Source organism: Enterococcus sp. DIV2385, assembly GCF_051711925.1.
GTDB lineage: Bacteria > Bacillota > Bacilli > Lactobacillales > Enterococcaceae > Enterococcus > Enterococcus faecalis.
Genome location: NZ_JBIONV010000001.1, coordinates 1,258,411 through 1,271,098, shown reverse-complemented (window position 1 = coordinate 1,271,098; position 12,688 = coordinate 1,258,411). Strand labels below are relative to the sequence as shown.

Below are 12,688 nucleotides of genomic sequence, written 5' to 3'. Positions count from 1 at the left end.
TTACAAATTATAGACGTGCATTTAAATCTTTTGCTAATTCTTCAAAACCTGGTTTACCTAATAAAGCGAACATGTTGCGTTTGTAAGCTTCAACACCTGGTTGATCAAATGGATTAACCCCATTTAAGTAACCTGAGATGCCCACCGCAATTTCAAAGAAGTACATAACATAACCTAATGAATAAGCATCCATTGTTGGCACTTTAACGATCATGTTTGGCACACCACCATCTGTGTGAGCAAGCAACGTACCTTCGAACGCTTTTGTATTGACGAAGTCAATTTCTTTTCCTTGTAAATAGCCTAGGCCATCTAGATCTTCATTTTGTTCTGGAATTGAAATGCTATGGCGTGGATTTTCAATTTTAACCACTGTTTCAAATAAGTTACGCATACCTTCTTGAACATATTGACCCATAGAATGTAAGTCAGTTGAAAAGTCTGCGGCTGCTGGGAAAATACCTTTGCCATCTTTTCCTTCTGATTCACCGTATAATTGTTTCCACCATTCAGAGAAATAGTGCATACCAGGCTCATAGTTAATTAACATTTCAGTTGTTTTACCTTTACGATATAAAATGTTACGTAACGCAGCATATTGATAGGCTTGGTTTTCTTTTAAGTCGCTCGTTGCGCCGTATTCTTTACGTGCATCATTTGCACCTTCCATTAAACGATCAATATCCGCACCGCTAACAGCGATTGGTAAAAGACCTACTGGCGTTAAAACAGTAAAACGGCCGCCCACATCATCAGGAATCACAAATGTTTCCCAACCTTCCGCATCAGCTTCAACTTTTACTGCTCCTTTAGCACGGTCAGTTGTCGCATAAATACGTTTATTGGCTTCTTCTTTGCCATATTTATTAATTAGTAACTCTTTAAAGACGCGGAAAGCAATCGCTGGTTCTGTCGTAGTTCCAGATTTTGAAATAACGTTGACAGAAAAATCACGATCACCAATCACATTGATTAAATCAGCTAAATAAGTTGAGCTGATGCTATTTCCAGCAAAGAAGATTTGTGGCGCTTTTCGTTCTTCTTTTGATAATAGATTATTAAATGAATGTGTCAAAAATTCAATTGCTGCACGGGCACCTAAATATGAACCACCGATACCAATGACTACTAATACCTCAGAGTCAGATTGAATTTTTGCTGCTGCTTTTTTAATGCGCGCGAATTCTTCTTTGTCATAGTTTTCTGGTAAATCAATCCAGCCAGTAAAATCATTACCAGCTCCTGTACCTTCACGTAATGCTTTGTCCACTGCAGTGACTTGTGTTTGCATGTATTCCAATTCATGATCAGCAACAAATGGTGCTAATTTGGAATAATCTAATTGAATGTGTGACATTCCTTTTCCTCCTCGAAAGTAAACTTACTACATGTATACTTTACGTGTTTTTAGACATTTTTTCAAGCAAATTCTTTTGGATAGACCAATTGTTTAATTTTAACTATTTAATTAGAGATATTTATTCTCTTAATCAAACAAATCAATAAAAAATGCTAGGAAATCCTAGCATTTTTTGTTATTAAACGAGACCTTGACTTAGCATTGCTGCCGCTACTTTTTCAAAGCCAGCAATATTCGCACCTAAAACAAAGTTATCTCGTGCCTGATATTCGTTAGCTGTATCACGACAAGTCTCATAAATGTTTTGCATAATTTGATCTAGCATACCGTCAACTTTTTCAAAGGACCAAGCTAAACGTTCAGCATTTTGGCTCATCTCTAAGGCAGAAACCGCAACACCACCTGCATTAGCAGCTTTACCTGGACAATAAATTACAGCTGATTTAGCAAAAACGGCGACTGCTTCTAGTGTACAAGGCATATTTGCGCCTTCTGCCACAACTTTCACTCCGTTTTTCACTAAAATAGCGGCTTGCTTTTCGTTGATTTCATTTTGTGTTGCACATGGTAACGCAATGTCATACGCTGTTTCGAAATCCCAAACAGATTCTTTGTCATAATAAGTTGCGCCTTTACGTGTTTCAACATATTTTGAAATGCGTTCACGATTTTTTTCTTTTAGTTCTTTTACTAACGCCACATCAATTCCTTCTGGATCATAGACAAAACCAGACGAATCGGAACATGTGATTACTGTGGCGCCTAGCTCAGTTGCTTTTTCCATGGCATAAATTGCGACATTCCCACTACCAGAAACAGCGACTTTTTTGCCTTCAAACGTATCGTTTTTATCTGCTAATAAATGTTTAACAAAATAAACCGTTCCATAACCCGTCGCTTCTGTTCTTGCTTGGCTTCCCCAGTATCCTAAAGGTTTGCCAGTCAACACTCCTGCATCATAGTTGCGCAAGCGTTTATACATGCCAAACAAATAACCAATTTCACGAGCGCCTACGCCAATATCGCCTGCTGGAACATCTGTACTTGGACCAATATGTTTTTGAAGTTCGGTCATGAAACTTTGACAAAAGCGCATCACTTCAGCATCTGACTTACCTTTTGGATCAAAATCACTACCACCTTTGCCGCCACCGATTGGCAAACCAGTTAAACTATTTTTAAAAATTTGTTCAAAGGCCAAAAACTTCATCACACTTAAATTCACACTTGGATGAAACCGCAAACCACCTTTGTATGGTCCAATCGCTGAATTATATTGGACACGATAGCCTCTGTTCACATGCCAGTTGCCCTGGTCATCTTGCCACGGCACACGAAATTGAAAAATACGTTCAGGTTCAATCAAGACACCTAAAACATTTGCTTCAATGTATTGAGGATTTTTTTCTAAAAAACCTTCTACGGTTAGTAAAAACTCATCGACTGCTTGTAAATATTCTGTTTGACCTTGGTCTAATTGGTGAATCTTTTCTTGAATATTTTTAACATATTGTTTTGCGTCCATTTAATCATCCTCTCATTGTTATAGGTTTATTTTAACTGAAAATTCAAAAATTACCATAGTCAAACGTTTATTTTTTTATTTATTTCTTTTTTGCATTTTTATTGCGCTAATGAAAGCGTTGACATATTTTTGTAAAGTATGTAATATAAAATTAGTAAGCAAAGATAAAAATTTGTTGATATTTTGCATTAAATACACTCTTATACATCAAGATGTATTTAAAGAAAAGAGGAATATTTATGGAAATGGAAAAATTTAAAGATGATTTAAAATCGTTAGGTAAAAGAGTAACAAAATTAAAGGAAAATATTGCTACCGAAGAAGCAACCAAAACTTCTTTAATTATGCCCTTCTTTCAAATACTGGGTTATGACATTTTTAATCCTTTGGAATTCGTTCCAGAATTTACTGCTGATGTAGGGATTAAGAAAGGGGAAAAAGTAGATTATGCGATAGTAATTGATAGTATTCCTACTATGTTAATTGAAGCAAAATCTGTCAACGAGCAATTAACAAAACATGATTCTCAATTATTTAGATATTTTGGGACTACGACATCAAAATTTGGAATATTAACAAATGGTAAAGAATATAAATTTTTTACCGATTTGGAAGAACCCAACAAAATGGACGTCTCTCCATTTTTAACTATTGATATAACTAATTTGAAGGATACACAAATACCAGAAATTGCTAAATTCCATAAAGACACATTTGATATTGATAAAATTACAAGTAGCGCTTCTGAATTGAAATATTTAAATAAATTTAAAGCTTTCTTATCAGATCAGCTTTTAGACCCTTCAGAAGATTTTGTAAAATATTTTGTTGGAGAAATTTATGGCGGAGTAAAAACTAAACAAACATTAGATAAGTTTACACCTATAATAAAAAAAGGAATAAATCAATTTATCAATGAAAAAGTAAATGAAAAGTTAAGTGCTGCATTAAATACTTCTGTTTCGGACAAAGAAGATGATTTGTCTGAACAGCCTGAAGATGAAATCGAGAATAATATAGTTACTACTCCTGAAGAATTAGAAGTTTACACAATTTCTAAACTCATTTTAAAAGATACAGTAGTGTTGGATAGGATATTTTACCGAGATAATAAAAGTTACTTTAATGTACTCCTTGATAATAATATCAGAAAATGGATTTTAAGATTTTACATGAATAATAATGGTATGAAAATAGAACTAAACAACGGATTAAAAGAATTAATTTCAATCGAATCACCATTAGATGTGTCTAATCATTCAGAAAAAATAATAAAAATTGTAAACGAGTTCTTATAAAACTAAGGAGCCAGTTAGTAAATTTTCAATTAGCTGGTTCCTTAGTTTTATTTATTTTTTCCTTAAATCCAGAAAAAATCCCGTAATTATGGTACACTACCTATTGAATTGGAGGAGAACTATGAAGAAATTTGATGTAATTATTGTCGGCGCTGGGACGAGTGGTATGATGGCCACGATTGCGGCTGCAGAAGCAGGCGCTCAAGTATTATTGATTGAAAAAAATCGCCGTGTTGGGAAAAAATTATTAATGACTGGTGGCGGCCGCTGTAATGTAACTAATAATCGGCCCGCAGAAGAAATCATTTCATTTATTCCTGGGAATGGAAAATTTTTATACAGCGCATTTTCACAATTTGATAACTATGATATCATGAACTTTTTTGAATCCAATGGTATTCACTTAAAAGAAGAAGATCACGGACGCATGTTCCCTGTTACAGATAAATCGAAGTCAATTGTTGATGCGCTATTTAACCGCATTAACGAATTAGGAGTCACTGTTTTTACAAAAACACAGGTCACAAAATTACTACGAAAAGACGATCAAATAATTGGCGTTGAAACCGAACTGGAAAAAATTTATGCACCGTGTGTTGTATTAACAACTGGCGGCCGCACTTATCCTTCCACAGGAGCAACTGGTGATGGCTATAAACTAGCCAAAAAAATGGGGCATACCATCAGCCCACTATACCCTACCGAATCACCTATTATTTCTGAAGAACCTTTTATCCTTGATAAAACGTTGCAAGGTCTCTCTTTACAAGATGTTAATTTAACTGTTTTGAACCAAAAAGGAAAACCTTTAGTTAATCATCAAATGGATATGCTGTTTACACATTTTGGCATTTCAGGACCTGCCGCGCTCCGCTGTTCTAGTTTTATTAACCAAGAATTAACTCGCAACGGCAATCAGCCTGTCACGGTAGCCTTGGATGTGTTTCCGACAAAATCTTTTGAAGAAGTGCTGAAAAATGTTGATTGCATGATTGAGGAACAGCCAAATAAAGTGGCAAAAAATGCCTTTCATTCTTTAATACCAGAACGTCTGCTCACTTTTTATCTAGAGAAACTAGCAATTGAAGAAGTGCCTGCCAAACAACTAACAGAAAAGCAACGTCTTTCCTTTGTGGAACTACTGAAAGACTTTCAGTTCACTGTTACGAAAACATTGCCTTTGGAAAAATCTTTTGTCACAGGCGGTGGGATTTCCCTCAAAGAAGTGACCCCTAAAACAATGGAGAGCAAATTAGTCAATGGTTTATTTTTTGCTGGTGAACTTTTAGATATTAATGGCTATACTGGAGGCTACAATGTTACAGCTGCATTTGTCACTGGACATGTTGCTGGCTCCCATGCCGCAGAAATTGCAGAATACACCTATTTACCAATTGAAGAAGTCTAAACAAAAAGTCGCTAAAATAGCGACTTTTTGTTTACTTTTTTTATTTATCAATAATTTTCCCGTTTTCTAAATAAATAGTGCGGGTGGCTACTTTTTCCACAAACGTTTCATCATGCGAAGTGAAAATTACTGTTCCTTGATAGGCACTTATAAATTCTTCAAGTGCTTGGATTGTCTCTAAATCAAGAAAATTGGTGGGTTCATCCAATAAGATGATATTATTTGGTTCTATAAATAATTGAGCCAAAGTAATTTTTATGGCTTCGCCACCACTTAGAGAAGATATCTTTGTCTGTAAATTTTCTTGTTGAAAACCTAGTCGATATAAAAGTGAACGCACAATCTTTTCAGAATAATTTGTCCGCTTCAATAAATAAGTCAACAGTGGTTCATCATTTTTTAATCGATAATCTAATTGATGATACGTTCCTAACCTGACTTTGGGAGAAAAGTAAATGGCCGGGTGACGGGCTTCAATTTGTTGAAGGAAGGTACTCTTCCCAGCACCATTTTTTCCACAAAGTGCTATTTTTTCGTTTAAAGGAATTTGAACGTTCACTTGGTTAAGAATTGTTCGATTCTCATAAGCGAAAGTTAAATTTTCAATTCTAATTGGATATGGATTGTATAAAGAGAACTGATTATTAGTAGGAAAAATAATTTTTCGCTCTTGTTTTGCTTGCGCAACATCGGGTAATCTGTCAATTCTGGCATTAATCGCTTTCGCTTGTTTTTGGAGTGCTTTTTGTACGGTATCTTTTTGTTTAGAACCAGCTAAACGACTAGGTTTAATTTGCTTTTGTTTTTGTTTTTTTGAAACATGACTAGATTTTTGCGCTTGTGCTTGTTTCTTTGCGTAAGATTCCTGTAATTTTTTCTTTTCCTTTTGATACTGACGATAGACATTATATTGTGTTTGCTGTTCCAATTCTTTTTGACGACAATACGCATCGTAGTTTCCTAAATATTCTTTGACATGTCCATCCGAAACTTCCCAAATTTTCTCTGCTAATTGATTCAAGAAAAAGCGATCATGACTAACAAACAAAACGGTCCCATAATAATACGTTAAATCCGCCACTAACAACTGACGATGTTCTTTATCTAAATGTGTGGTTGGTTCATCTAAAATAACCCCGGTTGGATACTCTGAAAATAATGTCGCTAAGCGTTTTTGGACTTTTTCGCCACCACTTAGTTTTTGATTTTTCTGATTTAGCAAACAGTTTTTGTCAGTTTTCTCTGGTTCATTCGTTATTTCTTCAGCTACTTGTGCCAAGTAATGAAAATCGTTCAATCTTTGAACTTTTCCTTTATCTGATTGAATCTTACCCATAATTAAATTGAGCAGTGTTGATTTTCCTGCGCCGTTTTTACCAATAATCCCAATTTTTTCATTTTCATATACAAATAATTCATCAATTTCTAGAATTGGTTTTCCCGAAAAGTGAATACTTACGTCTTTCAGATGAATACTTAATTTTTTCATTTTGCCCTCTTCTTTCATTTCTGAAACGAAAGAATCTTGGGTACGCAAAAAAGGACAGCCTAATCGCTATCCTTGTAGTTTCGTATAAAAGTACACACGTCACCCATGAATTTTAATTTCAGACTTTTTGATAAGATTTATTCAATTTATTTTGTCAAAAAGTCAATCCAAATTCTGATAGATGCCAACATACAATTATACCTCCTCGTTTAATTACTCCCACACTAACACCTCTGCTTTCTTTTGTCAATTCTGCCCCTAAAATGAGAGAATCGGACTTTAGTAGGATACAATTTTACCGAAACTATGGCAAAATAAAGACGGAGGTGAAAACCATGAAGATTACATTGACACGAAAAACATCAGCTTGGGGCGCGTTACGCTATTTTACATTTTATAAAAATGGTGTGCATCAAGGGAAACTTTTTACTAATGTACCTATTGAAATTGAGGCTGATCCTGGAGATGTTTTAACGTTCTATGAAGGCTGGTTCCAATTTTATCGGCGCATTGAAGTTACTGAAGATACCAAAGAAATCACGATTATCAATTCTAAAAAATTGCAACACGTTTTTTATACCTGTGTCGTCTTATTTTTAATTTTAACGCTATTATTCCTTTCCGCACAGAAACTTTCGACATTTATTATTGCTGAAATTTTAATTTACTCTGGTATTCAGTGGCTGTTCCGGCAACAAACCTATCATTTTACTGTCAAGAAAAAAACGGAATCCTTTGCTTCCTATTCTAAAAAAAGTATCGCACACTAAACGAATCTTTAGCGTGCGATATTTTTTAATTACTTTTCATTAATTCGGCCACATATGTGACTGTTTCTGGTTGTGTTTCTTCAATTTTATTAATCGCATCTGCAAAATTCGGTAAATGCGCTTTGTGGGCAATTAATAATTCGTCCAACAAGGTCTTCGCCATGACGCCGCCAGGAACTAATGGATTAATAGTGAAAGCATGCAATGCTGCGCCGTAATCACCATTGATGGCTGCTCGAATAACCGTTTCTTCCATAGCTTTCATATTTTGAATAATTCCTCGTGCTGCTGGCGGAAAGGCCCCCCAGTTGTAAGGTTCATGTCCATGTGCTGTCACAGGTCCAGATACTTCTACAACACAATCATACGGTAAATCAGTAATTGTCCCATTATTTTCAGTAGAAACAACCATATCCGTTCGTTTATCATTATAAATTGATGCAATCATTTCACAAGCTGCATCGCTATAGTGTGTGCCGCCCCGTTCTTCTAATTCTTTTGGTTTGTAATCTAGTTTGGGATCTTTATACAATTCAAACAGACGACCTTCCGTTTCTTTAACCACTTGTGCTCTTGTTTCGCCCCGTTCATACTCTTCGATGGAATGCTTCAACATCTCATCTTCAATATAATAATAGCGATGATAACCACATGGTAACATTCCTAAATCTTTTAACTGTTCATAATGGAACGGCGCATCAAAAATATTTTTCAAATGACTTTCTTGCTCTTGCTTAGGTCCGTAAATTAAATCAATGAGTTCTTGTGTTCGCTCTTGTCCTTCTTTGTCCCAAACGCGGTGCCAATGGAAATGATTAATTCCAGCAAATTTAAAGAATAAGTCTTCTTCTGGAATTCCCAGCATTTCGGCCGCTTGTTTTCTATGACCAATCGGCACATTACATAAGCCAACTGTTTTTTTCCAACCGCCATGTTTAATTGCAGCTTCCGTAACCATTCCAGCTGGATTAGTAAAATTCACTAACCAAGCATCTGGGCAAAGGCGTTTCATATCGTCAATAATAGCTAAAATGACAGGAATTGTTCGAAATGCTTTAAACATTCCTCCCGCGCCATTTGTTTCTTGGCCTAATACTCCATGGGACAAAGGAATCCGTTCATCTTTAATGCGAGCATCTAATAATCCTACACGAAACTGTGTTGAAACAAAATCCGCCCCTTTTAAGGCTGCTTCACGGTCCAATGTTAAATGAACTTCCCAATCTAAACCAGCAGCTTTAATCATGCGCTTCGCCATTGCCCCAACGATTTCCAATTTTTCTTTACCAGCTTCAATATCGACTAACCAAATTTCCTTAATTGGCAGTTCATCTTTTCTTTTAATATATCCTTCAATTAATTCAGGTGTATAACTAGAACCGCCACCAATTGTTGCAATTTTTAATGCTCCTCTTGTCATCCGTCTTCTTCCTCCTTGATTAAATTGTTATCGTTTACATCTTTAGGATAAATTATGGGAATGTTCCCATGTCAAGCACTATTTTCAAAAAAATGTATGCTATACTTCTTATAAGAATACATTCCACTTTGGAGGTAAAAAATGACGTCTATCATTGATGTAGCAAAAGTTGCCGGTGTCTCGAAATCGACTGTTTCTCGCTTAATTTCTGGAAAAGGATATGTGAGTGCCGATAGTCAAGAAAAAATTCTCAAAGCAATGAAAGAATTAAATTATACCCCGAATTATGTGGCGCGGAATTTACGAGCAGGTGCCACAAAAACCATTGGCTTTTTAGCCCCTAGCTATTTAGGTTCCTTAGGCATTTTCTTGAATCGCTTTATTTCAATTGCCAAAAAATACAATTATTCCGTAACCTTATTTTTTACAGATGGCGATCAGCAGAAAGAAATTGATGCCTTGAACCAATTAAAATACAAACAATTAGATGGTTTGTTTTTATTGACACGAACAAATGAATGGTCGGTGATTGAGCCATACAGCGCGTATGGTCCTTTAGCAACCTGGCATCGTATCGATTCACCTAATATATACTCTTCCTACATTGATCATTACTCTGGTTATTATCGTTCCTTAGAATATTTACAACAACAAGGATACCAAAAAATTGGTCATGTCCTCGGTAATCCCGAAAATTTAAACACGCACGCACGAAAACGTGCAATGAAAGATTTTTATGAAAACACTCAGGCACCTTGGCAAGCTGAGTGGCTGATTAATGATCAGTATACTAACCATTCTGGTCGCAAAATTGCCCATTACTGGCAACAATTAACCGACAAGCCAGAAGCTTTGGCCTTTTATAATGATCACGTAGCAGCTGAGTTTATTTCAGAACTTGAAAATCTAAATTATGCCGTTCCTCGAGATGTCGCTGTCATTGGCTTTGATAATAGTTATGTCAGTGAATTGATGCATATTACGACTGTTGATTATGCCATTCAGTATCAAGCCGAAAACTCATTTATTTACCTATACAACCAATTAAATCAGACGAACATTCCTGAAAAAAAATTAACAGTTCGTCTAGTTGAACGACGAACGGTGCCTAAAAAAGACCCGGCAGATCAGTCACTTTGACTGATTTACCGGGTCCTTTTAGAGTTAAACAAGGATTATTTATGCTTTTGTTCATTTTTTAAAATAGAAATTGACTGTTTTAAAGATTGAATCATGCCGCCTTCACTGTATACAAGAACGTTTGATTTGTATAAACGAGCAGAGAAGATTGTTAAAATAATTCCAAAAACTGCCAAAATCACTAATGAGACAATTGCTTCCATTGTTGATGCCGTTTCGGTCGCCAAGCGTACTGGCATAATGTATGACGAAATCAGCGGAATAAAGGAAGTCACTTTCACCACGATATTTTGTGGATCATTCGTCCCAAACGTAATGCCAATCATATAACCGATTAAACCAATATACATGATGGGCTGAACTGCTTTTGCTGTATCCTCTGGTTTGGAAACAAGAGAACCACAAAGTGCTGCCAAAACAGCAAAAACGAGAATACCAATAATGAAAAAGCCTAATGTAAAAATAAAGGTTGATGAAAAAATACTTTGTGGTGAAATACCACTTAATAGACTTTTCATAAAATCAAGATTTTTCAATTGGGAATAGCCGAGAACAAACGCCACTCCGTAAATGAAAATTTGTGTTAAAGCTACTAGAATAACCCCAGTTAATTTGCCATAAAAATGGGTTTGCGCTTTTGTACTAGAGAGAATAACTTCCATGATTCTAGTGCCTTTTTCAGAAGCAATCTCTTGGGCAATAATTGAAGAATAACTGCTGATGAAGACAAATAACAAAATTGTTATCCCCATTGCTAACGCCATTTGAATCCCTGTGTTATCTTCTCCTGTTTTTATTTTGCCATTTTCATCAAAACTAATTTTGGCTTTTTTAAATGTTGCTTGTTGATTCAACATGGCAACTTGCTCAGCTGTTAGGTTTAAACGATTGGCATTCGCCATTGTTTGTAATTGGTTTAACATTTGAGGGATTAGCATCTCGGTTGCATTTCCTAAAGAGCGTTCAGAGTAAAGCTGACCAGAAATCTGATTATCTGTAGTGTCCAAAAGTAAATAGGCATCAATTTTCTCGTCTTTTAATTGTTCTTGGGCCTTTTTCTCAGAAGAAACAGCTTTGAAAGAAAAGTCCTCTGTTTTATTCTTTGTCAACTCTTTAACGAGCGCTTGATTTTCCGAAACCAGACCAATGGTAGTATCTCCTGAAAAACCGCTAGCTAGAGAGCCCGCTAAGTAAACAATTCCTACAAGAAGAAATGGCGCTAAAATCATGATTAAGAAAGACAGCGACTTCACATTTTTCTTATAGACATCAGTCGCAATAATCCAAAATTTACTCATCTTGCCCACCTACTTTCATTTTGAAAATTTCTTCCAATGTTGGTGGTTGTTGATTAAACATTGGAATGTAGCCGTTGGCTGTCGCTTTATCAAACAACACTTTGCCCACTTCAGCGTTTTCTAATGTCGCTTCTAAGACGCCATCTTGTCGCAAGTGTGCTTCTTTCACACCTGCTGTAGCAGCAACTTCCTCAACAGATAACGGTGATTCTAAGAATAATTTTGTTCGACCAAATTGTTGTCGAATTTCATGAACCTGACCATCTAAAACCATGCGTCCATTTTTTAACATGACTAAATGGTCACAGATTTTCTCCACATTGTCCATATTATGACTGGAAAAAATGACACAAGAACCTTGATTTTTCAATTCAATAATGCCGTCTTTTAATAATTCTGCATTAACTGGATCCAAGCCACTGAATGGTTCGTCTAAAATAATTAACTTTGGTTCATGAATAAGTGTCGCAATCAATTGAACTTTTTGTTGATTGCCTTTTGATAAAGATTTAACTTTATCCGTTTTTTTGCCTTTAACTTGAAATTTTTCCATCCAAAAGTCAATTTTAGGTTCAATTTCTTTTTTAGTTTTCCCCCGCAATGAAGCGAAATAAATTAGTTGGTCTTCAATCGTAATTTTAGGATATAAACCCCGTTCTTCTGGTAAATAACCAATAATATTGTATTCTTTTTCGTTTAATGGTTGACCATTCCATAAAACTGACCCGCTATCTTGTGTTAAAAAATTTAAAATCAAGCGAAACGTAGTTGTCTTCCCGGCACCATTTTGGCCAATTAATCCTAAAATTTTCCCGTCCGGTATCGTAAAGGATACATGATCAACTGCTTTAAAATCCCCAAAGGTTTTGACTAACTCTTTTACCTCTAACACATAAACGCCCCCTTCACTTTTTCTAAACCGCTGTTTAGTTACTCATATCGTATCTTTCCTGTGTTGGCTTGTCAATGACAATTGTTAT

The 12,688-nt window shown here is 35.6% G+C and carries 10 protein-coding genes; 4 read left to right on the top strand and 6 right to left on the bottom strand.

Annotated elements, in window-relative coordinates; all coding sequences use genetic code 11:
* Nucleotides 1–7: 7 nt before the first annotated feature.
* A complete protein-coding gene (locus IGM04_RS06265; protein ID WP_002357685.1) occupies nucleotides 8–1,357 on the bottom strand; it encodes a glucose-6-phosphate isomerase in 1,350 nt (449 codons plus the stop codon).
* 181 nt (nucleotides 1,358–1,538) lie between these two features.
* Nucleotides 1,539–2,885 (bottom strand): NADP-specific glutamate dehydrogenase, encoded by a 1,347-nt coding sequence (gene gdhA / locus IGM04_RS06260; protein ID WP_086317859.1) that lies wholly within the window; start codon nucleotides 2,883–2,885, stop codon nucleotides 1,539–1,541.
* A 239-nt stretch (nucleotides 2,886–3,124) separates the two neighbouring features.
* Here gdhA and IGM04_RS06255 point away from each other — a divergent pair, with 239 nt between their 5' ends.
* Both IGM04_RS06255 and IGM04_RS06250 read left to right on the top strand, forming a co-directional pair.
* On the top strand, nucleotides 3,125–4,183 hold the full coding sequence (locus IGM04_RS06255; RefSeq protein WP_002357690.1) for a type I restriction endonuclease: 1,059 nt from the start codon (nucleotides 3,125–3,127) through the stop codon (nucleotides 4,181–4,183).
* Between the two features lie 121 nt (nucleotides 4,184–4,304).
* A complete protein-coding gene (locus IGM04_RS06250; RefSeq protein WP_033595232.1) occupies nucleotides 4,305–5,591 on the top strand; it encodes an NAD(P)/FAD-dependent oxidoreductase in 1,287 nt (428 codons plus the stop codon).
* Nucleotides 5,592–5,631: 40 nt separating this feature from the next.
* Here the strand turns inward: IGM04_RS06250 and abc-f are convergent, their stop codons facing one another.
* Nucleotides 5,632–7,098 carry a ribosomal protection-like ABC-F family protein gene (abc-f, locus tag IGM04_RS06245; protein ID WP_162782759.1) on the bottom strand — a complete coding sequence of 489 codons (1,467 nt, stop codon included), beginning with the start codon at nucleotides 7,096–7,098 and terminating at the stop codon, nucleotides 5,632–5,634.
* Between the two features lie 245 nt (nucleotides 7,099–7,343).
* Here abc-f and IGM04_RS06240 point away from each other — a divergent pair, with 245 nt between their 5' ends.
* Nucleotides 7,344–7,850: a hypothetical protein gene (locus IGM04_RS06240; protein WP_002357693.1), complete on the top strand. Its 507-nt coding sequence runs from the start codon at nucleotides 7,344–7,346 to the stop codon at nucleotides 7,848–7,850.
* Between the two features lie 25 nt (nucleotides 7,851–7,875).
* Here the strand turns inward: IGM04_RS06240 and IGM04_RS06235 are convergent, their stop codons facing one another.
* The gene (locus IGM04_RS06235) at nucleotides 7,876–9,270 is read right to left on the bottom strand and encodes a 6-phospho-beta-glucosidase (protein ID WP_002357694.1); all 1,395 of its coding nucleotides are present in this window, start codon (nucleotides 9,268–9,270) and stop codon (nucleotides 7,876–7,878) included.
* Nucleotides 9,271–9,411: 141 nt separating this feature from the next.
* Between IGM04_RS06235 and IGM04_RS06230 the strand changes: the two genes are divergently transcribed.
* Nucleotides 9,412–10,410 (top strand): LacI family DNA-binding transcriptional regulator, encoded by a 999-nt coding sequence (locus tag IGM04_RS06230; RefSeq protein WP_002363900.1) that lies wholly within the window; start codon nucleotides 9,412–9,414, stop codon nucleotides 10,408–10,410.
* A gap of 35 nt (nucleotides 10,411–10,445) precedes the next feature.
* On the opposite strand, the gene IGM04_RS06225 is transcribed toward IGM04_RS06230, so the two are convergent.
* Entirely contained in the window at nucleotides 10,446–11,708 is a 1,263-nt protein-coding gene (locus IGM04_RS06225) for an ABC transporter permease (protein ID WP_002357698.1), read from the bottom strand.
* Complete coding sequence (locus tag IGM04_RS06220; protein WP_002357699.1) at nucleotides 11,701–12,600, bottom strand: ABC transporter ATP-binding protein; 900 nt, start codon at nucleotides 12,598–12,600, stop codon at nucleotides 11,701–11,703. Before IGM04_RS06220 ends, IGM04_RS06225 begins: the two co-directional genes overlap by 8 nt.
* Between the last annotated feature and the right edge of the window lie 88 nt (nucleotides 12,601–12,688).

Coding starts and splice junctions, on each gene's coding strand:
- gdhA (WP_086317859.1), bottom strand. CDS start 2,885: ATGGACGCAAAACAATATGTTAAAAATATTCAAGAAAAGATTCACCAA.
- IGM04_RS06225 (WP_002357698.1), bottom strand. CDS start 11,708: ATGAGTAAATTTTGGATTATTGCGACTGATGTCTATAAGAAAAATGTG.
- IGM04_RS06230 (WP_002363900.1), top strand. CDS start 9,412: ATGACGTCTATCATTGATGTAGCAAAAGTTGCCGGTGTCTCGAAATCG.
- IGM04_RS06240 (WP_002357693.1), top strand. CDS start 7,344: ATGAGAGAATCGGACTTTAGTAGGATACAATTTTACCGAAACTATGGC.
- IGM04_RS06235 (WP_002357694.1), bottom strand. CDS start 9,270: ATGACAAGAGGAGCATTAAAAATTGCAACAATTGGTGGCGGTTCTAGT.
- IGM04_RS06250 (WP_033595232.1), top strand. CDS start 4,305: ATGAAGAAATTTGATGTAATTATTGTCGGCGCTGGGACGAGTGGTATG.
- IGM04_RS06265 (WP_002357685.1), bottom strand. CDS start 1,357: ATGTCACACATTCAATTAGATTATTCCAAATTAGCACCATTTGTTGCT.
- IGM04_RS06255 (WP_002357690.1), top strand. CDS start 3,125: ATGGAAATGGAAAAATTTAAAGATGATTTAAAATCGTTAGGTAAAAGA.
- abc-f (WP_162782759.1), bottom strand. CDS start 7,098: ATGAAAGAAGAGGGCAAAATGAAAAAATTAAGTATTCATCTGAAAGAC.